This is a genomic window from Streptomyces sp. SJL17-4 (assembly GCF_036826855.1).
Lineage (GTDB): Bacteria > Actinomycetota > Actinomycetes > Streptomycetales > Streptomycetaceae > Streptomyces.
Map to the genome: position 1 here is coordinate 3,377,898 of NZ_CP104578.1, position 24,774 is coordinate 3,402,671.

General features: G+C 72.4%; 21 protein-coding genes. 8 read left to right on the forward strand and 13 right to left on the reverse strand.

The genetic code is table 11. From position 1 onward, the window contains the following. Nucleotides 1–210 precede the first annotated feature (210 nt). The 3 genes from N5875_RS14740 to N5875_RS14750 all read left to right on the forward strand — a co-directional run bounded on the left by N5875_RS14740 (nt 211) and on the right by N5875_RS14750 (nt 3,668). Complete coding sequence (locus tag N5875_RS14740; RefSeq protein WP_189832819.1) at nt 211–648, forward strand: gamma-glutamylcyclotransferase; 438 nt, start codon at nt 211–213, stop codon at nt 646–648. A 198-nt stretch (nt 649–846) separates the two neighbouring features. Further along, nucleotides 847–1,650: a purine-nucleoside phosphorylase gene (locus N5875_RS14745; RefSeq protein WP_318208863.1), complete on the forward strand. Its 804-nt coding sequence runs from the start codon at nt 847–849 to the stop codon at nt 1,648–1,650. A 365-nt stretch (nt 1,651–2,015) separates the two neighbouring features. After that, nucleotides 2,016–3,668, forward strand: coding sequence for a phospho-sugar mutase (locus N5875_RS14750; protein ID WP_318208862.1), 1,653 nt, complete (start codon nt 2,016–2,018; stop codon nt 3,666–3,668). 171 nt (nt 3,669–3,839) lie between these two features. Here the strand turns inward: N5875_RS14750 and N5875_RS14755 are convergent, their stop codons facing one another. The 12 genes from N5875_RS14755 to N5875_RS14810 all read right to left on the reverse strand — a co-directional run bounded on the left by N5875_RS14755 (nt 3,840) and on the right by N5875_RS14810 (nt 18,462). Further along, nucleotides 3,840–4,646: a phosphate ABC transporter ATP-binding protein gene (locus tag N5875_RS14755; protein WP_318209227.1), complete on the reverse strand. Its 807-nt coding sequence runs from the start codon at nt 4,644–4,646 to the stop codon at nt 3,840–3,842. Between the two features lie 55 nt (nt 4,647–4,701). After that, a complete protein-coding gene (locus N5875_RS14760; protein ID WP_338494230.1) occupies nt 4,702–5,577 on the reverse strand; it encodes a class E sortase in 876 nt (291 codons plus the stop codon). Next, complete coding sequence (locus N5875_RS14765; protein ID WP_338494232.1) at nt 5,574–6,854, reverse strand: hypothetical protein; 1,281 nt, start codon at nt 6,852–6,854, stop codon at nt 5,574–5,576. Before N5875_RS14765 ends, N5875_RS14760 begins: the two co-directional genes overlap by 4 nt. Before the next feature lie 95 nt (nt 6,855–6,949). Further along, nucleotides 6,950–7,924, reverse strand: coding sequence for a substrate-binding domain-containing protein (locus N5875_RS14770; protein ID WP_318208859.1), 975 nt, complete (start codon nt 7,922–7,924; stop codon nt 6,950–6,952). Nucleotides 7,925–8,055: 131 nt separating this feature from the next. Next, nucleotides 8,056–10,626, reverse strand: a complete 2,571-nt coding sequence (locus N5875_RS14775) for a hypothetical protein (RefSeq protein WP_338494234.1) — start codon at nt 10,624–10,626, stop codon at nt 8,056–8,058. Further along, complete coding sequence (gene pstS / locus N5875_RS14780; RefSeq protein ID WP_338494236.1) at nt 10,623–12,461, reverse strand: phosphate ABC transporter substrate-binding protein PstS; 1,839 nt, start codon at nt 12,459–12,461, stop codon at nt 10,623–10,625. The genes N5875_RS14775 and pstS overlap by 4 nt, the downstream gene beginning before the upstream one ends. Beyond that, entirely contained in the window at nt 12,458–13,744 is a 1,287-nt protein-coding gene (gene pstA / locus N5875_RS14785) for a phosphate ABC transporter permease PstA (protein WP_338494238.1), read from the reverse strand. Before pstA ends, pstS begins: the two co-directional genes overlap by 4 nt. Nucleotides 13,745–13,794: 50 nt before the next feature. Then, nucleotides 13,795–14,850, reverse strand: coding sequence for a phosphate ABC transporter permease subunit PstC (gene pstC, locus N5875_RS14790; protein WP_338494239.1), 1,056 nt, complete (start codon nt 14,848–14,850; stop codon nt 13,795–13,797). Between the two features lie 78 nt (nt 14,851–14,928). Further along, complete coding sequence (locus tag N5875_RS14795) at nt 14,929–15,300, reverse strand: hypothetical protein (RefSeq protein WP_338494241.1); 372 nt, start codon at nt 15,298–15,300, stop codon at nt 14,929–14,931. Between the two features lie 261 nt (nt 15,301–15,561). Next, a complete protein-coding gene (locus tag N5875_RS14800) occupies nt 15,562–16,263 on the reverse strand; it encodes a PH domain-containing protein (RefSeq protein ID WP_318208853.1) in 702 nt (233 codons plus the stop codon). Between the two features lie 33 nt (nt 16,264–16,296). Then, nucleotides 16,297–16,953, reverse strand: a complete 657-nt coding sequence (locus N5875_RS14805) for a class F sortase (RefSeq protein WP_338494243.1) — start codon at nt 16,951–16,953, stop codon at nt 16,297–16,299. A 186-nt stretch (nt 16,954–17,139) separates the two neighbouring features. After that, nucleotides 17,140–18,462: a hypothetical protein gene (locus N5875_RS14810; RefSeq protein ID WP_338494245.1), complete on the reverse strand. Its 1,323-nt coding sequence runs from the start codon at nt 18,460–18,462 to the stop codon at nt 17,140–17,142. A 286-nt stretch (nt 18,463–18,748) separates the two neighbouring features. Here N5875_RS14810 and deoC point away from each other — a divergent pair, with 286 nt between their 5' ends. The 4 genes from deoC (at nt 18,749) to N5875_RS14830 (ending at nt 23,590) form a co-directional block, all read left to right on the forward strand. Next, nucleotides 18,749–19,708, forward strand: coding sequence for a deoxyribose-phosphate aldolase (gene deoC, locus N5875_RS14815; protein WP_338494247.1), 960 nt, complete (start codon nt 18,749–18,751; stop codon nt 19,706–19,708). A 5-nt stretch (nt 19,709–19,713) separates the two neighbouring features. Continuing rightward, nucleotides 19,714–21,150, forward strand: coding sequence for an aldehyde dehydrogenase family protein (locus N5875_RS14820; protein WP_318208850.1), 1,437 nt, complete (start codon nt 19,714–19,716; stop codon nt 21,148–21,150). Continuing rightward, on the forward strand, nt 21,143–22,042 hold the full coding sequence (locus N5875_RS14825) for an aldehyde dehydrogenase family protein (RefSeq protein ID WP_318208849.1): 900 nt from the start codon (nt 21,143–21,145) through the stop codon (nt 22,040–22,042). The genes N5875_RS14820 and N5875_RS14825 overlap by 8 nt, the downstream gene beginning before the upstream one ends. Nucleotides 22,043–22,105: 63 nt before the next feature. Continuing rightward, nucleotides 22,106–23,590, forward strand: a complete 1,485-nt coding sequence (locus tag N5875_RS14830) for a TerD family protein (protein ID WP_338494250.1) — start codon at nt 22,106–22,108, stop codon at nt 23,588–23,590. A 14-nt stretch (nt 23,591–23,604) separates the two neighbouring features. Here N5875_RS14830 and N5875_RS14835 read toward each other — a convergent pair whose 3' ends face one another. After that, nucleotides 23,605–24,006 (reverse strand): hypothetical protein, encoded by a 402-nt coding sequence (locus N5875_RS14835; RefSeq protein ID WP_338494251.1) that lies wholly within the window; start codon nt 24,004–24,006, stop codon nt 23,605–23,607. A 52-nt stretch (nt 24,007–24,058) separates the two neighbouring features. On the opposite strand from N5875_RS14835, the gene N5875_RS14840 reads away from it, so the two are divergent. Beyond that, nucleotides 24,059–24,754 carry an ATP-binding protein gene (locus N5875_RS14840; protein WP_318208846.1) on the forward strand — a complete coding sequence of 232 codons (696 nt, stop codon included), beginning with the start codon at nt 24,059–24,061 and terminating at the stop codon, nt 24,752–24,754. Nucleotides 24,755–24,774 lie beyond the last annotated feature (20 nt).

A 24,774-nucleotide genomic window follows, 5' to 3' on the forward strand; every position in this document is an offset into this window, starting at 1 on the left:
CGCTCTCGTTCTGCCGGGGAGTCCCCCCGCTGGGATGCAGTGCGTACGCCATTGTCCCGCACGCTTCAAGTGCGTACCCCATTCTCCCGCACGCCCGGCGCGGCCTCACGCCGGGGCCTCCGAAGGGGTGCGCGCGCCCCCTGGACGAGCCCCGCGGCCCCCACCTCGGAGTTCGGCGGACACCCCGCCCCCTCCCGTACCCTCGGTCCCATGTCGCTCTACGCCGCTTTCGCCGGCAACCTCGACGCGCGGCTGATGAGCCGCCGCGCACCGCATTCCCCGCTGCGCGGCACCGGCTGGCTCAACGGCTGGCGGCTCACCTTCGGCGGCGAGCAGATGGGCTGGGACGGTGCGCTGGCCACCATCGTGGAGGCCCCGCGCTCCCAGGTCTTCGTGGCGCTGTACGACATCGCGCCGATGGACGAGGACTCCATGGACCGCTGGGAGGGCGTCGGGCTCGACATCTACCGCCGGATGCGGGTCCGGGTGCACACCCTGGACGGCGAGGAGCCGGCCTGGGTGTACGTGCTCAACGCGTACGAGGGCGGACTGCCGTCGGCGCGGTACCTGGGCGAGGTCGCCGACGCGGCCGAGTCGGCGGGCGCGCCGCACGACTACGTGATGGAGTTGCGCAAGCGTCCCTGCTGAATCCCGCCGAGGGTGTGGGAACCACCGAGGGACGAAGGTGACTCTTCCCTTGCGCCATTCGTCGGAAACGACAAGACAACGATCGCATGTCCGTCGGCATCGTCATCTACGCGCGTAGGCAAACTCCGGCTACGCTTCTGCGCGTATCAAATCCGTCCGGGGCCAGCCTCGGACCCCCTCCCCGAGGCGAGAGAGTCAGTGAACGCAACTGCCACCCCGTACGAGGCCGCCGAGGCCGCTGCCGCACGTCTTCGCGAGCTGACCGGAGTCGAGAACCACGACGTCGCCCTGGTCATGGGCTCGGGCTGGGCGCCCGCCGTCGACGCCCTCGGTGCCCCCGAGGCCGAGTTCCCGGTGACCGACCTGCCCGGCTTCCCGCCGCCCGCCGTCGAGGGCCACGGCGGAAAGATCCGCTCGTACAAGATCGGCGAGAAGCGCGCCCTCGTCTTCCTCGGCCGCACCCACTTCTACGAGGGCCGCGGTGTCGCCTCCGTCGCCCACGGCGTCCGCACCGCCGTCGCCGCCGGCTGCAAGACGGTCATCCTGACCAACGGCTGCGGCGGCCTGCGCGAGGGCATGCGCCCCGGCCAGCCGGTCCTCATCAGCGACCACCTCAACCTGACGGCCGCCTCCCCGATCGTCGGCGCGAACTTCGTCGACCTCACCGACCTGTACTCGCCGCGGCTGCGCGCGCTGTGCAAGGAGGTCGACGAGACGCTGGAGGAGGGCGTGTACGTCCAGTTCCCCGGCCCGCACTACGAGACCCCGGCCGAGATCAACATGGTCCGCGTGCTCGGCGGTGACCTCGTCGGCATGTCCACGGTCCTGGAGGCGATCGCGGCCCGCGAGGCCGGCGCCGAGGTCCTGGGCATCTCGCTGGTCACCAACCTGGCGGCGGGGCTCTCGGGCGAGCCGCTGAACCACGAGGAGGTCCTCCAGGCGGGGCGGGACTCGGCGGCGCGGATGGGTGAGCTGCTGACGCGGGTCCTCGACCGGATCTGAGTCTTCACGGCGCCCCTCGCACCGTTCGGCCCCTGGGGGCCGACCGGGCTTCGGGGCGCTGCGGCGGCCTCCGACCGCCGGGGTGGTCCCGACCGCCCGTCGGTCGGGCCGCTGCGCGGGGCTTCTTCCCCACCCCGCCCCTTCCCGTAACTGGGGCTCCGCCCCAGACCCCGCGCCTCAAACTCCGGCGGGGCTGATTCTTCGGCCCGCCCGGCGTTTGAGGGCACGGCCGCAGGCCGTACGGGGTCTGGGGGCTTGCCCCCAGTTTCGGGAAGGGGCGGGGTGGGGGAAGGCTCCGCGCAGCGGCACCCCGCACCCCCACCCGCACCGCACCGCACCGCCCGCCCCACCCCGAAAGGCACACCGTGACGCAGGACGACCTCATCGCCCGGGCCCAGGCATGGCTCGCCGAGGACCCCGACAGCGAGACCCGCGAGGAGCTCGCGAAGCTCATCGAGGCGGGCACCACCGACGAGCTCGCCGCCCGGTTCGCCGGCACGCTGCAGTTCGGCACCGCCGGGCTCCGCGGTGAGCTGGGCGCCGGGCCCATGCGGATGAACCGCTCGGTCGTCATCCGCGCCGCCGCCGGCCTCGCCGCGTACCTCAAGGCGAAGGGTCAGGAGGGCGGCCTCGTCGTCATCGGCTACGACGCCCGCTACAAGTCGGCCGACTTCGCGCGCGACACCGCCGCCGTGATGATCGGCGCCGGGCTGCGCGCCGCGCTCCTCCCCCGCCCGCTGCCGACGCCCGTCCTCGCGTACGCCATAAGGCATCTGGGCGCCGTCGCGGGCGTCGAGGTGACCGCGAGCCACAACCCGCCGCGCGACAACGGCTACAAGGTCTACCTGGGCGACGGCTCGCAGATCGTGCCGCCCGCCGACGCGGAGATCGCCGCCGAGATCGCCGCGATCCGCTCGCTGCACGACGTGCCCCGCCCGGAGGCCGGCTGGGAGACCCTCGGCGACGAGGTCCTGGACGCCTACCTGGAGCGCACGGACGCCGTTCTGACCCCCGGGTCCCCCCGTACCGCGCGGACCGTCTACACGGCCATGCACGGCGTCGGCAAGGACGTCCTGACGGCCGCCTTCGGCCGGGCCGGCTTCCCGCCGCCCGCGCTCGTCGCCGCGCAGGCCGAGCCCGACCCCGCGTTCCCGACGGTCGCGTTCCCGAACCCGGAGGAGCCGGGTGCCATGGACCTCGCGTTCGAGGCCGCCCGGGCCGTGGACCCCGACCTGATCATCGCCAACGACCCGGACGCCGACCGCTGCGCCGTGGCCGTGCCCGACGCGACCGTCGTGGGCGGCTGGCGCATGCTCCGCGGCGACGAGGTGGGCGCGCTGCTCGCCGCGCACCTGGTCCACAAGGGCGCCACGGGCGTGTTCGCCGAGTCGATCGTGTCGTCCTCGCTGCTCGGCCGGATCGCGGAGGCCGCGGGCGTCGGCTACGAGGAGACCCTGACCGGCTTCAAGTGGATCGCCCGCGTCGAGGGCCTGCGGTACGGCTACGAGGAGGCGCTCGGCTACTGCGTCGACCCGGAGGGCGTCCGCGACAAGGACGGCATCACGGCGGCGCTGCTCGTGACGGAGCTGGCGTCGGTGCTCAAGGAGCAGGGCCGGACGCTGACCGACCTGCTCGACGACCTGGCGATCGCGCACGGGCTGCACGCCACGGACCAGCTGTCGGTGCGGGTCGAGGACCTGAGCATCATCGCGAACGCCATGACGGCGCTGCGCGAGCGGCCGCCGGTCTCGCTCGCCGGTCTGACCGTCGTGTCGGCGGAGGACCTGACGAAGGGCACGGAGTCGCTGCCCCCGACGGACGGGCTGCGCTACCACCTGGAGGGCGACTACAAGGCCCGGGTGATCGTCCGCCCGAGCGGCACGGAGCCCAAGCTCAAGTGCTACCTGGAGGTCGTGGTCCCGGTGGCCGCGGCGGTCGACCTCGACCCGGCGCGGGCGACGGCCCACGAGGTGCTGGTGGCGATCAAGCGGGACCTGTCGGCGGCGGCCGGACTCTGATCCGCCGCGACAGCCACGCGTGAAGGGCCGGTACGGGGACTCCGTACCGGCCCTTCGGCCGTCCGGGTGAACCCCGTACGGCACATGGCGTCGGACGGCTCCCGCACGCCGGGGGCGTACGCCCGGGGAGCCCTCCTGGGGCGTACGCCCGGGGTGGGCCTTCCCGGCCCCTCAGCCGAAGCGGCCGTTGACGTAGTCGGCGGTGCGCGGGTCGCTCGGGGAGTTGAACACCGTCTCCGTGGGTCCCTGCTCGACGATCACGCCGGGGGTGCCCTGCTCGGCGAGGAAGAAGGCGCAGGAGTCGGAGACGCGGGCCGCCTGCTGCATGTTGTGGGTGACGATGACGACGGTGACCTCCGACTTCAGCTCGGCGATGGTCTCCTCGACGCGCCGGGTGGAGGTCGGGTCGAGCGCCGAGCAGGGCTCGTCCATCAGCAGGACGCGCGGGCGGACGGCGAGCGAGCGGGCGATGCAGAGGCGCTGCTGCTGGCCGCCGGAGAGCGCCCCGCCGGGCTGCCGCAGCCGGTCCCTGACCTCGTTCCAGAGGCCGGCCCGGGTCAGGCACTCCTCGACGAGGTCGTCCTTGGCCTCCTTGCCGGCCCGGATGCCGCCGAGCTTCAGTCCGGCGAGGACGTTCTCGTACAGGGACATCGCGGGGAACGGGTTGGGCTTCTGGAAGACCATGCCGATCTCGCGGCGGGCGTGGGTGATGCGACGGCCCCGGTCGTAGATGTCGGCGCCGTCCAGGAGGACCCGGCCGGCGAGCGAGGCCGTGCCGGTGAGTTCGTGCATCCGGTTGAGGATGCGCAGGAAGGTCGACTTGCCGCAGCCGGAGGGGCCGATGAGGGCGGTGACCTCACGGGCGGGCATGGCGAGCGAGACCCGGTCGAGGACCTTGCGGTCGCCGAACCAGGCGGAGACGGAGTCGGCTTCGAGGGCGGCGGCCCGGGACGGGGCCGTCGTGCCGCCGTCCGGCACGGGCGGCAGGGTGACGGTGTCGACGAGATCGGTCACGGTGTGAACTCCACAGTGGTCAGAGGAGGTTGGGCAGAAGCCGGGTCAGCTCGCCGGAGACGAGGACACCGAGGGCGACGAGGACCGGGACGGCGGTGACCCAGGTCTGGCGCTTTCCCCAGCGGCGGCGGGCGAGGACGGTGAGCAGGGCGGCGAGCAGCAGCGCCTGGGCGCCGAGGAAGATCGCGGGCCAGGCGTCGGGGTCGCCCGCGAGGGGCTTCTCGGCGGCCGTGATCCAGCCGGGGCGCAGCGGCCGGGGCGGGCTGGGCTGGGCCGCGCCGATGAGCTTGGCGTCGATCCGGACGATGTCCTCGGGGGTGTACGCGCCACCGCTCGCGGTCATGAGGGTGAGCCGTCCCTCGCCCTGGCCGAGGGTCGCGGGGTTGGGGTCCCCGGGGTGCCGGACGCCCGTCACCTCGTACACGGCCTTGCCCTGGCCGGTGGTCACCTCGACGCGGGCGCCGTTGGGCAGCCGGTGCACGTCGTTGAAGGGGCTGCCGTAGCCCCACTTGCGGCCCATGATCACGCTGGCGCCGGCCTGGCCGGGCAGGGCGGTGTCGCGGCGGTGTCCGGGGCCCGACATGAGGACCTCGGAGGTGGTGCCCTCGGCGACGACCTCGCGGAGTCCGAGCGCGGGGATACGGAGCAGGGCGAGGGGCGCGCCCGGTTCGAGGGGCTTCCCGTCGTAGGTCAGCTGCCCCACCGGGGCGGTGCCGAGGGCGAGTTGCTCGCGCAGCTCGTCGTAGGCGGTGGACTGCTCGCGGGCGTGCTGGAGGTGCCCGACGACGGTGAGGTTGGCGGCGAAGCCGATGAGCAGCGCGGCGAGGACGCACAGCGCCGCCCCGGCCAGGGCGAGCCCGGCGCGGGGGGCGGTGGGTGGCGGGGCGGTGGTCACGGGCGGGCGCCGGCCTTGCGGCGGCGGGTCTGGATCACGGCCGCCGCGCCGAGGAGGCAGAGGGCGAGGGAGCCGAGGGCCGCGGAGGCGGCGGAGGCGCCGGTGGTGGCGAGGCTGCCGCCGTTGCCGCCGTTGGTGTCGGTCCCGCCGGAGTCGCCGGAGTCGCCGGAGCCACCGCTCGTACCGCTGCCGCCGGAGTCACCGCCTGAGCCGCCGGAGTCGCCGGAGCCGCCCGTGGTGCCGCCCGTGGTGTCGCCCGTGGTGCCCACGTCACCGCTCGCGGTCGGCGAGGGCGTGCCGGTCGGGCTCTGGGTGTCGCTCGGCGAGTCGGTCGGCGTGTCGGTCGGCGTGGGCGTGTCGGTGGCGGTGGGGTCGTCCGTCGGGGTCGGGGTACCGGTGCCCGTCGGGGTGGGGGTGGTGCCGGTGGGGGTCGGGGTGGTGGGGGTGGGGGTGGGCGTGGGCTCGGTCACGTACAGCGTGTGCACGAAGGAGGTGGGAGTGTGGGCCTCGGGGTCGGTGGGAGTGAAGGTGACGAGCACGGGCAGGCCGTCGTTGTTGACCGCGGTTTCGGTGACGGTGACCTCGGCCTTCCCGGCGACGGCGTCGACGGTGCCGATGTCGATGAGTTCGTCGTCGACGAACTTCTGGAAGGTCACCGATCCGGTGGCCTCCTTCGGCTGGAGGGTCGCGATGATCTTGGCCGGTACGCCGACGACGGGGAGGGCGGGGTCGGACACGACCTCCAGCAGGGTCGCCTTCTGCGCGATCGGGGCCCAGGTGTCACCGGTGACCTGGATCATCGTGGAGAAGAAGTCCTCCGACTCGGCTCCGGCGCCGGTCCGGCAGTAGAGGCGGAGCTCGTAGCGGCCGTCCAGGGGACCTTCGGGGACGAAGAGCCGGAGGCCTTCCTGGAGCGACAGGGGCCCGGTCCCGGTGTCGACGGGCCGGGTGAACGGGCCGCCGCTCAGGGGCTCCCCCGCGACGGTGGTCGCTATGTCGTGGGAGACGCCGAGGACGGGTTCGACCACCATGAGTCGCGCCTTGACGTAGGGCTTGGCGGGGTCGGCCGGCGCGGGGCAGGCGGCGGAGCTGCTGACACCCGTGGCCATGGGCTTGTCGGTGAGGGAGCCCGTACCGCCCTGGAGCGTGAAGGTGCCGTGCAGGGTGGCGGCCGTGGTGGGGGCGGCCAGGGCCAGGACGGCGGCGAGGGCGCCGCAGAGGAGCGCGAGCGCCGTGAGGAGGGCGACGGGTGATCTGAGTGGTGCGGGGCGGTTCATGCGGGTCCCCCAGGGATCGGATGCGGGAGTGGGTACGCCGGGGGGCCGGGCACCCGAAGGTGCCCGGCCGGTGTGCGGTCAGGGAGCGGTGGTGATCAGCGCTCGCCCTTGATGGTGGTGGCGCCGCACGCGGTGCCGAGGGCGCCGAAGCCGTAGTTGGTGATGGTCGTGGTGGCGGCGCAGACCTTGGAGGTCGAGCCGACGAAGGTGGAGGAGATCGTGGCGTTGGTCAGCTTCGCGGTCGGGACGACGTTGTAGACGTCACGGAGGAAGGGGAAGGCCGAGTTCAGCGTCTTGTCGGCGTTGCGCGGGGCGACGGTGCCGACGGAGCCGAGGACGGCCGCGCCGCGACGGTTGGTGACGACACCCTTCTCCTGCGCCGTGTAGGAGGCGACGGAGTACGGCGCGATGTCACCGGCGGTGTCGAGGACGGTGCCGTCGTTCTCCTGGACGCCCTGCTGGACGCAGGAGCCCGGGGCGGTCACGCCGATGGAGGAGAGGAAGAACTGGCGCGTGCCGGAGTTGGCCTGCGGCAGGACCGGCGTGAGCGCCACGCCGTTGAGGGACGTGAGGTTGCACTCGTAGATGTCCTTCAGCTGCGTCGCCGTCAGGTCGGAGGGCAGCGTGCTGTCGGAGCGCTTCGCCCAGGACACCGCGTCCTTGGCGAACGGGATCCAGGTGAGGTCCGTGGTGCTGGTGTCCGCCGGGCCGCGCGAGGAGCGGGCGAAGTCGAGGCAGCCGGAGTTGGTGTCCACGGCGTTGCGGAGGGCGTCGATGCCGGCCGAGGAGCCGTTCGGACGGTTGATCACACAGCCGGTCGCCTTGGTCTTGATGGTGGCGGTACCGGTCGCGTCCCAGGACGCGATGATCTTCTGGCCGATGGCGTTGACGACCACGTTGCCGAGGCCGTTCATGACGTCCTGGGTCGTGTCCGAGCCGGTGCCGGCGAGGGTGCGGTACTGGGTGACGGGGCTGGGGTCGGCCTGCGCGGCGGGGGCGAGGGCGACACCGAGGCCGAGGGCGGCCACACCGAGGGCGGCACCGATACGAGCGCGGGACTTGACGTTCACTTCTGATCTCCTCCGTGGAAACGGATGTCATGGAATGGACGCACAAGCAAAATCCGGATTCTTCAACCGGCCGGTCCGTCGAGCGGCCGGGAACAACAATTCCGTACGGGCGGCGCGGGCGGCCACCACGTTCAGCCGCTCTTCAGGTTACGAATTCCTGTCCTAGGTGAATCCGAGGGAATCCGGCGGCGGCCGGCGGCGGCCAGGATCGCGGGTCCCGCGATACCGGCGATGCCGCCGACGACCAGGACCGAGAGAAGAACCCAGCGGATGACGCCGAGCACCTGGGAGGGGGTGCTGCCGGTGTCGGCGAGCTTCTCCCCCGGTGCGCCGCCGGAGCCGTTCGTGGCGCCGCCGGAGGCCGGCGGCGGCGCGGCGGAGGACGGCGCCCCCGACGATCCGCCGGTGTCCGTTCCGCCGCTCGCGGACCCGCTGCCGCCCGGGCCCTGGCCGGCGGAACCGGAGGCGCCGGAGCCGCCGGAGCCGGAGCCCACGGCCCCTGTCGTGCCGCTCACCCCCTGGCCGCCGCCGGAGTCCGAGCCTCCGCTCGCACCGCCCGCACCGCCGGTCGTGCCGCCGGTGGTGGAACCCGGTCCGGTCGGCGCCCCGCGCTCCAGACGGTCGGCCGCCGCGGCGGCCCGGTCCTTCAGCTTCGCGGGCATGGGTGCGTAGCCGAGGGGCAGCTCACCGGGGGCGGTGCCCTGTTTCTGCCCCGGGCCCGCCGCGTACCGCAGCACGCGCGCGTAGTCCTTGCGGACGTCCGCGGGGAGGCTGGTGGAGGCGGCGGCATAGGTGACCACCGTCAGCGGATAGGCGCCGTTCCTGGCGCGCGCCGGGTCGGGGACGAGGACCCCCGGGACGGACGAGTCCTTGAACTGTTCCACCGCCTTGAGCAGGGACGGGGTGGTGGGCCGGACGTAGGTGCCGTCGGCGTCGGCCAGGGCCGCCGTCTGGAGCTGATAGCGGGTCGCCGAGGAGGAGTCGATGATGCCGTAGGCGCGCCGGCTGCCCGGAAGGACCGGCGGGGCGACGAGCTTGAGCCCGCCCGTCGCGGTGTCCTCGGCGACCTCGTACTTGGTGTTGTTGGTGCCCCTGCGGGTCCACCGGGCGGCGTCGTGGAAATCGCCGGCGTACGGCGAGCGGTCGATCACCCCGTAGGTGATGGACTTCCCCGACAGCAGGAGTTCCGTCTCCGTCGGGTCGGCCTTCGGGAACTCGTAGAGACCGGATTCGACTATTCCAAGACTCTTGTAGTGGGGATTCATCTTCATTCCCCAGGGGTCCGGTTTCCCTTCGAGGAAGGAACGCGCGTCCGCGTTGCTCCGCAGATAGTCCCAGACGACCTTCGCGGTGTCGGCCCGTTCGGCGGAAAGGAGAATTCCACCGGGGTAGCTCAGTTCCGCCGGCCGGAACTCCTCGAATTGCGGATTCAGCTTCAGGAACTCCGGATCGCGGACGATGGAGACCGGATTGCCCTTCAGGTGCTCCAGGGGGTCGATGCCCCACGTGCCCACCCGGACGTCATAGGGGTAGGACAGCGTGAGCAGCTTCGCGAGGAGCCGTGGGTTCAGCCGCAGGTCCTTCACGAGTCCGATGCCGTCGGCCTCCCAGAAGAAGCCGACGGTCAGCGCGCTGACGGCCACGGGTGCGTGGACGAAGCCGGCCTTCTCCCCGCCTTCCACGGGTTCGACGGTGAAACCGAGGCCGGGCGAGGTGGCGGTCGGGGAGAGCAGGCTCGACCGGGCCAGCTCCTCTCCCCGCTGGGAGAAGGTGAAGCGGGTGGAGCCGCTCGCGCACAGGGCCGCCTGCCAGGAGGTGACGGCTTCCGTGACCAGCTCGGAGCCGGTCATCCGGCGCTCGGCCTTGTCCGTGGGGCAGGGGTCGCCGACGGGCAGGAATTCGAGGGGGAAGGTGATGCGCTGGTTCCAGTTGGTGGTGGTGAGCGGTGAGGACTGCAGGCTGCCGTTGTTGGCGGTTCCGTCCGGGTCGCGGGAGCCGCGGGGCACCACGACGAGCCAGCACTTCCGGCCTCGTACGTCCGCACCCGTACCGATCGGATCGCCGCAGCCGAGGTGCGGAGCCTCCCGGGTCGACTGCAGGTTGAAGCCCACCTCACCCGTCCCGTCGGGCTGGGTGACGGCGAAGGACTCCTCGTTGGTGTCGTTGTTGCTGAAGTAGGTCCAGTCGGTGGACGTCTTCGTCGGTGGGCCCGAGACCGGGGTGAAGGGGACGAACGGGGAGGTCGTCTGCCCCGGAAGCCCCGGGGCCGGAATCAGCTCGTCGTACTCCTTCTCCTGCGGGTCCGAGCCGACCGCGATCACCCGCTGCAGGACGAACTGCCCGAAGTCGAGAGCGGCGGGCGCGGCACCGAACTGGCACTGCTCCCGCTTCGGGCCTGCCGGGTCGTCACCCCAGCACTGCATGATCTGGAGGAAGTCGGTCTTCTTGCTGTACGTCTGCTTCCCGCCCTTCCATGTGACGCGCACCCCCTGCCCCCGGAGGTTCTTCGTCTGGTGGACCGTCACCTCCAGCTTCGAGAAGTCGTCGTACGGCCCCTTGGTGCCGCGCTTCGTCAGCGCCGAGCTCTCGGACGGGTCGGTCGCCGCCACCGCGGGCGTGTCCTGCGGCAGCGGGACGAGGGCGAGCAGCACGGCGGCGAGGAGCGCCCCGAGTCCGGCCCTCCGGGTGAACGTCGGCCTCATCGCGCCCCTCCGTGTCGTTCGGCGCGGGCCGCGAGCGCGCGGCCGACGAGGGGCGGCGCGATGACGGTGGCGAGGAGCAGGAAGGCGGAGAGGGCCATGAGGATGCCGCGCAGACCGCCGCCCGTGTCGGCGGCGAGGGTGACCGGGGTGCCGACGATCTGGTTGCCGCCGGAGTCCTGGCCGCCGCCGGTGCCGCCGCCCGTACCGCCGTCGCCGATGACCTCGCCGGTGTCGGGGTCGACTGCTCCGCCGCCCGTGGCTCCGCCGGTGGCCGCGCCGCCGCCGGAGCCCGTACCGCCGCCCGTGCCGCCGGTGGTGGAACCGCCGTTGCCGGTGCCGGAGGTGGTGCCGGAGCCGGTGGCCCCGCCCGTACCACCGCTGCCCGAACCGCCGGTGGCGCCCGATCCGTTGGAGCCGGAGCCGGTCGAGCCGCCGGTGCCGCCCGAGCCCGAGCCGTTCCCGCTGCCGCCGGTCGAGCCGCCCGTGGAGGAGCCGGAGCCGGTCGAACCGCCGTTGTTCACCTGCGTGTTCGTGCCCTTGGCGCCGCCCGTGCCGTCACCGCACTGCGTCGGACCGCGCTTGTCGCAGGCCTTCGGCCGCGGCGCGTTCTTGGCGAGGGTGTTGGTGCCGTCCGCCGAGAAGGTGGGGTTGCGGCAGTCGGACAGGTCGACCGCTCCGGTCGGCGCGCCGGGTATCCGGCGGACCTGGTCGAAGCCCGCCTGCACGAGGTTCCTGGGGAGCGGCGAGTAGCCGAGCTCCTCGGCCTGCTGCTGGCCCTCGCAGAGGAAGTAGCGGGCGAAGGTGCCGAGCGAGCGGCCCTTGTCCTTGGTGTGCGGGGCGGTCTCGCTGGTGGGGACGACCATGTAGCTGTAGCTGGACAGCGGATAGCTGCGGTTGTCGTCGGAGCGGTAGACGTCGTCGAGGATCTGGGTCAGGTAGTTCGTCGAGTTCCGGTCGGGGTTGATCCGGGCCTTGAGCAGGGCGACGGCGACGGCCTGGGCGGTCGGCTCGACGTAGTAGCCGGAGCGGTTGAGCACCTTGACGACCGGGAAGTGCGCGTTGATCGCGTACGAGTACTCGACGTACGTGATGGCGCCCTCGCCCTGCGGCTGGCGGACGTGCGCGGAGACGCCGAGCGAGCCGGACTTGGCGACGGTGGTGGTGCCGGGCACGACCGGGAAGTACGAGGTCATGCCGCAGGGGGTCGAACGGCCGGCGCGACGGCAGTAGTCGTCCCAGACGGAGCCGTTCTCCTTGGCGAGCCAGGTGGTGAACTGGGCCGTCGTGCCCGAGCCGTCGGAGCGGACCACGGGGACGATACGGCGGGCGGGGAGGTTCAGGCCGGGGTTGTCGGCCTTGATCTCCGGCGCGTTCCACATGGTCAGCTGCCCGGTGAAGATCTTCGCGAGGACGGGCCCGGAGAGACGCAGGTTGGTGACCTGGCGGCCGCCGATCCGCAGGTTGTACATGAAGGCGGTGCCGCCGGCGACGATCGGCATGTATGCGTAGCCGCGGCGCGGCGGCACGTCGGTGGCGCCGCCGTCGTTGAGGCCGTACGGGATCTCGGAGACGGCGAAGTCGACGGTGCCGTTCTTGAACTGCTCGCGGCCCTGCGAGGAGCCGTTGGCGTTGAAGTTGACCGTGAGGCCGACGTTGGCGCCGATGTTTCGGCGCCACTGCTCGACGGCGTTGGAGCTCCAGGTGGATCCGGAGCCGGTGATCTTGGTGTATCCGGCGGCCTCTGCGGCAGGCGGATGGACGAGCAGGGCGAGCACCGCGCACAGGGCTGCGGCGAGCCCCAGGGCGGTGCGGGCGAGCGGGGCGGCGGATCTCACGGCGTACTCCTCGGAGGTACGGATCGGGCGGCGGGCTCGGCGGAGGGCCCGGCGGAGGCCCCGGCGGAGGCCCCGGCGGACGTGCCTCCGGTCGGGGAGGCGGAAGCCGCGGAGGAGACCCACCGGGCCGCGTCCTGCCGGGACGCGAGGGCCCTGCGCCGCTCCTGGCGCTTCGCCAGCTGCCCGGGTCCGCGTCCGCCCGCGATCCGCGCGAGGACGAAGAGGAGCAGGACGAGCAGCATGAGGACGGCGGCGGTGCCGAAACCGCGGGCGATCATGTTCGGTTCGGGCGACTTGACGAGCTCGAAGGTGGCGAGCGGCAGGGAGACCTGCGCGCCGGAGGTCGGCAGGGCGTTCAGTTCGGCGGTGAACCCGGCGGTCAGCAGCACGGGCGAGGTCTCCCCCACCCCGCGCGCGGTGCCGAGGATCACGGCCGTGGTCAGCCCCGAGCGGGCGGTCGGCAGGACGACGTGCCAGACCGTGCGCCAGCGCGAGGACCCCATGGCGTACGAGGCCTCCCGCAGCGTGCCCGGGACGAGCCGGATGACGACGTCGGAGGCGCGGATGATGATCGGGAGCATCATCACGGAGAGGGCGAGCGAGGCGGCGAGGCCGGAGCGCTCGGTGCCCAGGGCCAGGATGACGGTCGCGTAGATGAAGAGTCCCGCGACGATCGAGGGCAGCGCCGTCATGGCCTCGACGATCGTGCGGACCAGACGCGCGAAGGGGCCGGGCACCTCGGTGAGGAAGATGGCGCAGACGATGCCGGTGGGAACGGTGATCGCGAGCGCGATGCCGACCTGTTCGAGGGTGCCGACGACGGCGTGCAGGATGCCGCCGACGTCGAGCGGTTCCAGGGGTCCCGCCAGGCTCATGTCCTCGGTGAAGAAGTTGAGGTGGACGAGGGCCTTGCGGCCCTCCCAGAGCGTGAAGGCGACGACGAAGACGAGGACGGCGAGGAGCAGCAGACCGAGGCTGCGGACGACGACGCCGGCGATCCGGTCCCACACGGCGGGCCCGTCCTCGTCGAAGGAGACGAGCAGCGCGTACAGCCCGACGAAGAGGACGTACGCGACGATCACGAAGCCGACGGCGCCGCTGAAGGGCAGCAGGCGGGCGAAGAGGAGCCAGGTGAGGGCGAGCGAGGCGGCCGCGGCGCCGAGCAGCGCGTACACGTCGGAGGCGCGGGTGGTGCCGGTGGTGCGGCGGCGTTCGGGTCCGGGGGGCGGCGGGGCCTTCTCGGTGGGCGGTCGCAGCGTCGGCCGCTCCGGGGCGATGGTCATCGGGTTCGGGTCCCCCTTGAGGAGAGCATGGGCTGTTGCCAGACAGGCCCTCAGGCGTCGCTGGTGGCGCCGGAGCGACTGCGCGCGACGATGGACGAGGCGGCGAAGTTGACGATCAGGGTCATGACGAAGAGGGCGAAGCCGGCCGCCATCAGGGCGGACATGCCGAAGGGCGTGGCTTCGCCGTAGCGCAGGGCGATGAGTGAGGACACCGAGCTGGTGCCGGTCTGCAGGACGTGCCACTGGATGGTGAAGACCTGCGAGATGACCATGTAGACGGCGATGGTCTCGCCGAGGGCGCGGCCGAGGCCGAGCATGGTGCCGCCGATCATGCCGCCCTTGCCGAAGGGCAGGACGACGCTGCGGATCATGCCCCAGCGGGTGGCGCCGAGCGCGTACGCGCCCTCGCGTTCGCCCGCGGGGGCCTGGGAGAAGACCTCGCGCATGATCGAGCAGATGATCGGCGCGACCATCATCGCGACGACGAGACCGGCGACGAAGGTCGACGAGGTGTAGACGGTGGGCGGGGCCAGCGGATCGTCGGGGTCGGCGCCGTCGACGCGGAGGAACGGGATCCAGCCGAAGTACGTGGCGATCCAGCGGGCGATCGGGAGGATCGACTCCTCCAGCCAGAAGACGCCCCACAGGCCGTAGACGACCGAGGGCACGGCGGCCATCAGGTCGACGGTGGAGATCAGGGTGCGGCGCAGCCGGGGCGCCGCGTACTCGGAGATGTAGAGCGCGGCTCCGGTGGCGAGCGGCACGGCCACGACGATCGCGACGAGGGCGATCAGGACGGTGCCGAGGAGGACGGACGCGATGCCGAACCGGCCGGCGTCGGGCTCCCAGTTCTCGGTGGTGAGGAAGGAGAATCCGGCGCGGTCGAGGGCCTGCCAGGCGCGGAGGAGCAGGAAGCCGCCGACGAGAAGCATGACCGCGAGGACGAAGCCGCCGCCGGTGCGGGCGACGGCTCGGAACACCCGGTCGGGAAGGCCGGGGTCGGCGTGGAGCCGTCTCGGCGCATCGGGCGGGGTGTCCGCCGGCGCGCCTGCCGGTGGTCTGCCGGACGGCGGTCCGGGCGGCGGGTCAAGGGTCTCGGTCGTCACGGGAAGGACGTAAGTCCCGCCCGGTGGACATGTGTTCCACTCGACGTGAACGAGGGGCGTGCGCGGGGCAACTTCCGTTCACGGTAAGGCAGTTGGGGCCCATCTGGGGCCCTCCGCGGCAAGCAGCGAACGGAACCGCGCATAGGCGGTGCGGCAGGTGGAATGGCGCTCGTAGGAGCGGCCGGAGAGGGCGGCTGTCCGTCCCTCGGCGTCGCGCAGCAGCCACACCCAGCCGTTGCCGCCGGCGGTGTGCTGCACGCCGCCGGCCATGTCCGCGTGTCCGACGCAGAGGGCCGTGAAGGCCTCCCGGCACCCGGCGTGGTCGTCGTAGCAGACCCCCGACCGCGCGACGACCCTCCCGTTCTGCGTGACGAGCCGCCATCCGTAGCGTCCGTCGGGCCCCATGTCGACCAGACAACGCGTCCCGGACACACCGGTGTCCTTGGTCATCGCCCCCACCCCCACAGTCTCGGCAAGCGCAATCTATTGAGACCGGGGTGACTGTTGGGTGCTAAACCAATTGCGGGGTTGCACGCTTCACCCGGAGGTTGCCCCTTGGACACCGGCAGCGCGGACGACCCATCGGGAACAGGACAGTCTGACCAGATCAGCGCCCCGCGCCGGCGGTGGACGTGTCGATTCTGCGAAGGGTCAGCCCGTCGCGAGCAAGGTCAGCCCGTCGCGAGCAAGGTCAGCCCGTCGCGAGCAGGGTCAGCCCGTCGCGAGCAGGATCACCAGGAGCAGCAGCCCGGCCGCCGCGGGGCCGACGATCTCGTACGCCCAGCGCACCCGGGCCTCGCCCCGCGCGCCCGGGGTGCCGGCGCGGCGCTCGGCGAGTTCCCGCAGATCGGCGATGGTCCGGTCGGTGGGCGCGGTGCGCGACGCGCTGTCCCGTACGTCGGCGGTGACCGGGGTACGGCCGTGCGGATCGTCCTGGGAGGCGCGGGAGGCGCGGCGGGCCGCGTTCTTGCGCTTGCGCAGGGAGACGGGGATGGCCCACAGCTGGTACTTGGCGCCGTCCTGGGTGAAGACCTCGCTGGAGTAGCCGGCGCGGACGTCGGCGACCGTCGACCAGGGCAGCGTGATCGACCGGAACGGGTTGCGGATCCGGAGCCGGTCGTCGTTGGCGTACACGGCGGGCCGGATCGTGAAGGCGACGATCAGCGGCGCGGCGAGGAGGAGGCCCGCGAGCGCGAGCCAGGGCGACCGGCCCTCGCCGCGGAACAGCACGTCACCGGCGAACAGAGCCGCGAGGACCAGCAGGAACACCCCGCTCGCGATCCCGAGGGGCGACCGGAAGACGCGGTCGGGGAACTCCCCGCCCGCGGGCTGCTGCCCCGCGGACGGCTGCTCGGGGGTCGACTCGCGGCTCGGCTCGTGGCTGGGCTCGGGGGTCGGCTCGGGGGTCGTCATGGGCCGATTCTGCCTCAGGGGGCCGGTGGGGGCTCAGGCGGCCCGCGTGGCCACGAGATCCGCGTACAGAATGATGTTGTCGGGGCGGTGGCCGTCGACCAGCTCGCCGCCGCAGGTGATGAGGCGCAGCTCGGGGCGGTCGGTGTCGCCGTACACCTTGGCCGTCGGGAAGGTGTCCTTGTCGACCTGCTCCAGCTCCCTGACCCGGAAGACCGCGGTGGTGCCGTCGGCCCGGGTCACGGTGATCTCGTCGCCGACCCCGACCTTGGAGACGTTCTTCAGTACGGCGGGGCCGCGGGCGGTGTCGAAGTGCCCGATGAGGACGGCGGGGCCGGGCTGGCCGGGCGTGACGCCCTTGTCGTACCAGCCGATCCGGTCGGCGTCCGCGACCGAGGGCACCTCGACGGTGCCGTCGGCGGCCAGTCCGAGCTCCAGGACGGGCCCGGTCGGGCCGGTGTCGACCCCGGCGGCGGGGACCCGTACCCGCACGGGCAGGGAGCGGGCCAGCGGGCGGACGGGAGCGGGGCTCACGGTCGGCGTGGGGGCGGCGGTGGCCTCGGAGATCCGCGCGGGCGGGGTGGCGGCCTGCTGCCCGCCCCCGGCCGAGCAACCGGTGAGCGCGGCGAGGGCGGCGAGAGCGGCCACGAGGACGACGGGGGCGATACGGGCGGGGTGACGGCGGCGGTTCACGGGCGGGCTCCGGGCGGGATTCGGCGGACGGCAAACGCCGGACGGGGTCCGGCCGGCCGCCGCGCGGGACGCGGCGACCGGCCGGGGGTGGGGTGTTGCTCCCGCTCGGGTCAAGGGGCAGGGAGTCGGGGTGGTGCGGGTGGTGCGGGGTGTGGGTGGCGCGAGGCGGGTGGTGCCGGGTGCGGGTCAGACGCGGGCAGCGGCGGCGGACCGGCGGCGCAGGACCACGAAGCCCAGACCGGCCGCGGCGATCGAGGCCCCGGCGCCGGCCGCGAGCAGGGCGGTGTCGTCGCCCCCGGTGCCGAGCTCGGCACCTGCGGCGACCCCGCCCTTGGGGATGACGGAGGTCTGGCCGGTGTTGGTGGTGACGCCCGTGGTGCCGGTGGTGCCGGTCCCCGTCCCGGTCGCGCCGTTCGAGGTGTTACCCGGAACCGTCTCGAACGTGCAGCCCTTCGGGAGCTTCGGGAAGGCGTGCGTGGCACCCTTGGCGCCCACGCCGCCCTCGACCTGGGTGTAGAGCGACGGCGTGGCGCTCTTCGGGTCGATGATCCGGCCGACGAAGCCGACGCTCTTCGGCAGCGACGGGTGCGCCCGGTCGACCATCGCGAAGACCTGGTCCCGGCCGTTGTCGTCGGGGGTGCTGAACTCGGCCAGCGGACCCTGCCGGGTCATGAACAGCTCGGCCTTGGTGCCCGCGCCGATGCTGACCGTCCGGCTGACCGTGCACTTGCCGAGGACGACGACGCCCCCGGTGGTGGGCTCGGTCGACGGCTTGGCCTGCGACGCGCCGCCCGCGGCGACCGGCTGCGGGGCGCCCTGCTTCGACGAACCGGGGATGTACGCGGCGAACCGGCCGTCCTGCTCCAGGACCACGACGGCCCTGCCGAAGGTCCACACGGAGCGGACGCCGGTCACGTAGGTGTAGCCACGCCCCTTGCCGTTCTCGATCAGCTGGAGGCCGAAGCGGCCGTCCTTCTTGTCGAGCTGGACGACGGTCCCGTCGGCGAGCCGGTAGGTGCCGGGCTTCGGGCCGGCGACGTTGCCGGCCCAGTTGTGGGTGGTGCCGTCCGGGTTCAGGACGAAGAACTCGCCGTTGTCCTGGCCCGCGACGGAGCGGGTGATCGCCTCCAGGGCGCCGACCGGGTGGCCCTCGCGGAAGAGCTCGGCGCGGTGGTTCTGCTCCTTGACCTTGTAGATCTTGGCGACGGTGCCGGTCATGAGGGTCTCGGTACGGACGAGGGTGCCCTTCGCGGTGTCCGCCGTATCCGCCGTGTCCGCCGTGTCCGCGGACTCCACCGCGTCCGAGGCGTCCGGGCCGGCCTCGGCCGGAACCTCGTCGGACGGCTTGACGTCGGCGGACCTCACGCCGGGCGAGGCCGACGAGGTGGCCGTCGGGGCGGCGGTGACCGGTCCGCCGGCGGCGAAGGCGGTGCCCGCCGCCACGGCGGGGGTGAGGGCGACGCCCGCGACGAGGGCGGTGGTGATCGCGGTGCGAAGGGCGGTGCGCATAACGACTCCTGGAGATCAGGCAGGTGGATGAGTGAGTCGCATGCCGCTTTTTCTCAGTCCGTTCGGGGGTTCGGCGAGGTCTGGCCGGCTGCTGAGGAAAAATCTAATGATCTTGTATTCAGGACTCGTCCACTCCATGTCACGAGCCTGTGACAGGACTCACTCCACCCTCCCGACGCACGCCAACACGCCGAACCGCGGCGACCCCCCACCTGTGACCTCGCGCTCTGCGAAGCCCGTCCCCTGTACAGGTCGCTACGCGCGTAGATATGCTCGACTGGTGACCATGCCCACCACTGCATCCGCAGCATCCGCATTCGCCGACGTGACCGCGTCCGACGGTGCGCTGCGCCGCTTCCTCCACGGGCTGCCCGGCGTCGACGCCGTCGGCCTGGAGGCGCGCGCCGCGTCCCTCGGCACCCGCTCGATCAAGACCACGTCCAAGGCGTACGCCATCGACCTGGCCATTTCCATGATCGACCTGACGACGCTCGAAGGCGCGGACACCCCGGGCAAGGTCCGGGCGCTCGCCGCCAAGGCCGTCCGCCCCGATCCGACCGACCGCACGACCCCGACGACCGCCGCCGTCTGTGTCTATCCGGACATGGTGGCCACCGCCAAGGCCGCCCTCGCGGGCTCCGGTGTGAAGGTCGCCTCGGTCGCCACCGCCTTCCCGGCCGGCCGGGCCGCGCTCCCCGTGAAGCTCGCCGACACGGCGGACGCGATCGCCGCGGGCGCCGACGAGATCGACATGGTCATCGACCGTGGCGCCTTCCTCGCCGGCCACTACCTCCAGGTCTTCGAGCAGATCGCCGCGATCAAGGCGGAGTGCGGCGACCGCGCCCGTCTCAAGGTGATCTTCGAGACCGGCGAGCTGTCCACGTACGACAACATCCGGCGTGCCTCCTGGCTCGGCATGATGGCCGGCGCGGACTTCATCAAGACCTCGACCGGCAAGGTCGCGATCAACGCCACCCCGGCCAACACCCTGCTCATGCTGGAGGCCGTGCGCGACTTCCGCGCGCAGACCGGCGTGCAGATCGGCGTGAAGCCGGCCGGCGGCATCCGCAACACCAAGGAAGCGATCAAGTTCCTGGTTCTCGTCAACGAGACCGTGGGTGAGGACTGGCTGGACAACCACTGGTTCCGCTTCGGCGCCTCCAGCCTGCTCAACGACCTGCTGATGCAGCGCCAGAAGCTGGCGACCGGCCGTTACTCCGGCCCCGATTACGTGACGGTGGACTGATCAACATGGCATCTGCATTCGAGTACGCACCGGCGCCCGAGTCCCGGTCCGTCGTCGACATCGCCCCCAACTACGGCCTCTTCATCGACGGCGAGTTCGTCGAGGCCGCCGACGGCAAGGTCTTCAAGACCGTCTCCCCGGCCACCGAGGAGGTCCTCTCCGAGATCGCCCAGGCGGGCACCGAGGACGTCGACCGCGCGGTGAAGGCGGCCCGTAGGGCCTTCGAGAAGTGGTCGGCGCTGCCCGGCTCCGAGCGCGCCAAGTACCTCTTCCGTATCGCCCGGATCATCCAGGAGCGCAGCCGCGAGCTGGCCGTCCTGGAGACCCTGGACAACGGCAAGCCGATCAAGGAGACCCGCGACGCGGACCTCCCGCTGGTCGCCGCGCACTTCTTCTACTACGCGGGCTGGGCCGACAAGCTCGACCACGCGGGCTACGGGGCGAACCCGCGCCCGCTGGGCGTGGCGGGCCAGGTCATCCCGTGGAACTTCCCCCTCCTGATGCTGGCGTGGAAGATCGCCCCGGCGCTGGCGACCGGCAACACGGTCGTCCTGAAGCCGGCCGAGACGACCCCGCTGACCGCCCTGTTCTTCGCGGACATCTGCCGCCAGGCCGGGCTGCCGAAGGGCGTCGTCAACATCCTTCCCGGGTACGGGGAGACGGGCGCCGCGCTGGTCGCGCACCCGGACGTGAACAAGGTCGCCTTCACCGGTTCGACCGCCGTCGGCAAGGCCATCGCCCGGTCCGTCGCCGGTACGGACAAGAAGGTCACCCTGGAGCTGGGCGGCAAGGGCGCGAACATCGTCTTCGACGACGCTCCCATCGACCAGGCCGTCGAGGGCATCGTCAACGGCATCTTCTTCAACCAGGGCCAGGTCTGCTGCGCGGGCTCGCGCCTCCTCGTCCAGGAGTCGATCCAGGACGAGCTGCTCGACAGCCTCAAGCGCCGCCTGAGCACCCTCCGCCTCGGCGACCCGCTGGACAAGAACACCGACATCGGCGCCATCAACTCCTCGGAGCAGCTGGCGCGGATCACCTCGCTGGTGGAGCAGGGCGAGGCGGAGGGCGCCGAGCGCTGGACCGCCGCCTGCGACATCCCCGAGGCCGGTTACTGGTTCGCCCCGACGCTCTTCACGAACGTCACGCAGGCGCACACGGTCGCCCGCGACGAGATCTTCGGCCCTGTCCTGTCCGTGCTGACCTTCCGTACGCCCGACGAGGCCGTCGCGAAGGCCAACAACAGCCAGTACGGCCTGTCCGCCGGCATCTGGTCGGAGAAGGGCTCCCGCATCCTCGCGGTCGCCAACAAGCTCCGCGCCGGTGTCGTCTGGGCCAACACGTTCAACAAGTTCGACCCGACCTCGCCCTTCGGCGGCTACAAGGAGTCGGGCTTCGGCCGCGAGGGCGGTCGCCACGGCCTGGAGGCGTACCTCGATGTCTGAGTCTGCTACGACGCGTCTGAACGTCTTCAAGACCTACAAGCTGTACGTCGGGGGCAAGTTCCCCCGCTCCGAGAGCGGCCGGGTGTACGAAGTGCAGGACAGCAAGGGCAAGTGGCTGGCCAACGCTCCCCTCTCCTCCCGCAAGGACGCCCGTGACGCGGTCGTCGCCGCGCGCAAGGCGTTCGGTGGCTGGGCGGGCGCGACCGCGTACAACCGCGGTCAGGTCCTCTACCGCGTCGCCGAGATGCTGGAGGGCCGCCGGGACCAGTTCGTCCGCGAGGTCGCGGAGGCGGAGGGCCTGTCGAAGTCGAAGGCCGCCGTGGTCGTCGACGCGGCGATCGACCGCTGGGTCTGGTACGCGGGCTGGACGGACAAGATCGCCCAGGTCGTGGGCGGCGCGAACCCCGTCGCGGGCCCGTACTTCAACCTCTCCACCCCCGAGCCGACCGGCGTCGTCACCGTCGTCGCTCCCCAGGACTCGTCCTTCCTGGGCCTGGTCTCGGTGATCGCCCCGGTGATCGCCACGGGCAACACGGCGGTCGTCATCGCCTCGGAGAAGTCCCCGCTGCCCGCCCTCTCCCTGGGCGAGGTGCTCGCCACCTCCGACCTGCCGGGCGGCGTGGTGAACATCCTCTCGGGCAAGGCCGCCGAGATGGCCCCGCACCTGGCGGCCCACCAGGACGTCAACGCGATCGACCTGACGGGCGCGACCGAGGGCGACCTCGCCCGCGACCTGGAGATCGCGGCGGCGGACAACCTGAAGCGCGTCCTGCGCCCCCGTACCGAGGACTTCGCGGAGTCCCCGGGCACGGACCGCATGACCGCCTTCCTGGAGACGAAGACGGTCTGGCACCCCACGGGTTCGCTGGGCGCGAGCGGCTCCTCGTACTAGGACGGACCCCACGGACGGCCCCGGGTGTGGACACCCGGGGCCGTTCGCGCGCAAGATCCGTTCATGATGAGGGGACTGATCAAGGGGAACAACGCCTTCGTCCCGACGGCGGCGCTGCGCGTCGCCGTCCGGAGCGGAGTGGACGTCGCGGCGCTGCTCGTGACGGAGCACGGCAGGGTCCGGGGGGACTCCGACATCGTGTTCGACGGTGCTCCCGCGCACACGTCGGGCGCGGTACGGCTCACCGGGACCGAGGACGGGACGGTGTGGCTCGACACCGACCTCACGAGCGCCGAGGAGACGATCACCCGCGTCCTCCTCGTGGCGTCGACGGAGGAGGGCGCCCTGCGGGACGCGCACGGCCTCTCGGTGGAGGTCCTCGGCCCCGACGGCTCGACGGTCGTGACGTACGAGGTGACCGACGCGGGCGACGAGACGGCGATGGTCCTGGCGGAGTTGTACCGCCGGTCGGGCGGCTGGAAGTTCCGCGCGGTGGGCCAGGGGTACGTCGACGGGCTGACGGGCCTGGCGAGGGACCACGGGGTGGACGTGAGCGAGGACCCGCGGGAGACACCGGCCCAGGCCCCCGCCCCGGTCACGTCGAACGCCCCGGTCGCGGCCCAGGCCAAGGCACTGGCGACGGCGCAGGGCGAGCCCGAGATCCAGCCCCAGCCCCAGCCCCACGCACCGGCACCGGCACCGGCACCGGCACCGATTCGGCGTCCGACCCGGGAAGAGCTCCTGGACATGACCCCGGACCAGATCCGGGCCCTGGCCATGGAAGCCCGGGCGTCGGCCCAGGAGGCCCCCGACGCCCCGGCCCCGTCGGCAGCCCCCGCCCAGCCTCCCCACCCTCACACCGGCGAGTGGAGGCACGGCTCCGACTTCTCGCCGCGCAAGCTGCGCGGCCGCGAGAACGACGTGATCACCCTGGAGGGGCTCCCGCCCGGCGTGGTCCTGGTCGAACTCGACGTCACCGGCCGGGGATACACCGGGATGTGGCCCCTCGACAGCAACAACCAGACGATGCGCTACCTGGTCAACAGCACCATCGACGACTTCCGGGGCCGCGTCACCGCCACCGTCCCCGAGGACGGGCGGCTGCGGCTGAAACTGAATACGGAGGGGGAGTGGCGGCTGCGGGTCGCGCCGCTCTCGACCGCCCCGCGGCTGAAGGGGAAGCCGCTGAAGTCCAACGGCCCCGACGTCCTGCGGTACACCGGAGGACCGGTCGACGTCGTCTTCGACTACGAGGGCGACGGCAACTTCATCGTCCACCTCTTCGAGCTGGCCGAGCAGCACGACCGGTCCCGCCTCCCGGAGCGCGGAACGGTCGCCGTCAACGAGATCGGCCGGCGGAAGGAGACGGTGCCCCTGCCCGCGGGCCCGCTCGTCCTCCGCCTGCCGTCGTCGGACGGTCCGTGGAGCGTGCGCCTGAAGAATCCGGGGGCGTACGGCGAAGAGTCGTACGACGACGGTGGCGTCGGCGTCGAGAAGCTGCTCGAACCCCGCAAGGTGCTGAGCTGGCTGCGGCGCGGGCGGCACTGAGCCCCCGCGGCCGGTCAGCCGGGAAGCAGCCCCTGGGTCAGCGGGCCGGCGACCGGCAGGTCGGCGACCGCACCGCCCTTCGTGACGTGGTCGGTGACGAGGTTGGTGCCGACCGGCTTGAAGTCGGCGACCTGGGTGCCGAGGCCGTTGTCGAGCGGGTCGACGCCCGTGTTGGCCAGCGGGTCCAACTGGAGGTGGGTCAGCGGGCCCAGGCCGTGGGTGACGCCCGTCAGGGCGCCCGCCCCGGCCGCGCCCGCGTCCGTCCTCGTCAGCGAGTCGACGGGCAGCGGCACCGGGGCGACCGCCTGGGCCGCCGCGCCCGCGCCGAGCACCGCGGCACCCGCCGCCGTGACGGTGAGCCCTGCCTTGAGCAGGGCGCTGCGGCGGGGGGTCCGGGTATCTGCGTGACGCGCCATGGTGATCCTTCCGAAAGGTGATCGAGCGGACACCGACAGTAGTTGAGGTGTGATGCTCGATACCAACGGCCTTCCTCGGGGGTCCACCGCACGGGGGAATGGTTCACACTGGTGTCCCGTGAGTTCCCAATCGATCCCGACCCGTGTCGTCCTGCTCGCGGGCCCCTCAGGCTCCGGCAAGTCGTCCCTCGCCGCCGTCACCGGTCTCCCGGTCCTGCGCCTCGACGACTTCTACAAGGAGGCCGACGACCCGACCCTCCCTCTTGTCGAGGGCAGCGCGGACATCGACTGGGACGCCCCGGGGTCCTGGGACGCGGACGCGGCCGTCGCCGCCATCGTCGAACTGTGCCGTACGGGACGGACCGACGTCCCCGTGTACGACCTCGCCAGCAGCTCCCGGGTGGACCACGAGCGGCTGGACATCGGTCGGACGCCGCTGTTCGTGGCGGAGGGGATCTTCGCGGCCGAGATCGTGGCCCGCTGCCGTGAGCTCGACGTCCTCGCCGACGCGCTCTGCCTGCGCGGCCGTCCCTCGACGACCTTCCGCCGCCGGCTCGCCCGCGACCTGCGCGAGGGCCGCAAGTCGGTGCCGTTCCTGCTGCGCCGCGGCTGGCGTCTGATGCGCGCGGAGCGGGCGATCGTCGCCCGCCAGTCGGAACTGGGCGCCCACCCCTGCGCCAAGCCGGAAGCCCTGGGCCGCCTGGCAGCCGCGGCGGCGGGCCGCCACCGCACGCCCGCGGCGAGCTGAGAGCCGACAACACGACGCGG

What these genes read in the sequence shown, in the direction of transcription:
- N5875_RS14740 (WP_189832819.1), top strand. Translation starts at nt 211, where the DNA reads ATGTCGCTCTACGCCGCTTTCGCCGGCAACCTCGACGCGCGGCTGATG.
- N5875_RS14765 (WP_338494232.1), bottom strand. Translation starts at nt 6,854, where the DNA reads ATGAACCGCCCCGCACCACTCAGATCACCCGTCGCCCTCCTCACGGCG.
- N5875_RS14775 (WP_338494234.1), bottom strand. Translation starts at nt 10,626, where the DNA reads ATGAGGCCGACGTTCACCCGGAGGGCCGGACTCGGGGCGCTCCTCGCC.
- pstA (WP_338494238.1), bottom strand. Translation starts at nt 13,744, where the DNA reads ATGACCATCGCCCCGGAGCGGCCGACGCTGCGACCGCCCACCGAGAAG.
- N5875_RS14795 (WP_338494241.1), bottom strand. Translation starts at nt 15,300, where the DNA reads ATGACCAAGGACACCGGTGTGTCCGGGACGCGTTGTCTGGTCGACATG.
- N5875_RS14800 (WP_318208853.1), bottom strand. Translation starts at nt 16,263, where the DNA reads ATGACGACCCCCGAGCCGACCCCCGAGCCCAGCCACGAGCCGAGCCGC.
- N5875_RS14810 (WP_338494245.1), bottom strand. Translation starts at nt 18,462, where the DNA reads ATGCGCACCGCCCTTCGCACCGCGATCACCACCGCCCTCGTCGCGGGC.
- deoC (WP_338494247.1), top strand. Translation starts at nt 18,749, where the DNA reads ATGCCCACCACTGCATCCGCAGCATCCGCATTCGCCGACGTGACCGCG.
- N5875_RS14820 (WP_318208850.1), top strand. Translation starts at nt 19,714, where the DNA reads ATGGCATCTGCATTCGAGTACGCACCGGCGCCCGAGTCCCGGTCCGTC.
- N5875_RS14825 (WP_318208849.1), top strand. Translation starts at nt 21,143, where the DNA reads ATGTCTGAGTCTGCTACGACGCGTCTGAACGTCTTCAAGACCTACAAG.
- N5875_RS14830 (WP_338494250.1), top strand. Translation starts at nt 22,106, where the DNA reads ATGATGAGGGGACTGATCAAGGGGAACAACGCCTTCGTCCCGACGGCG.
- N5875_RS14835 (WP_338494251.1), bottom strand. Translation starts at nt 24,006, where the DNA reads ATGGCGCGTCACGCAGATACCCGGACCCCCCGCCGCAGCGCCCTGCTC.
- N5875_RS14840 (WP_318208846.1), top strand. Translation starts at nt 24,059, where the DNA reads ATGCTCGATACCAACGGCCTTCCTCGGGGGTCCACCGCACGGGGGAAT.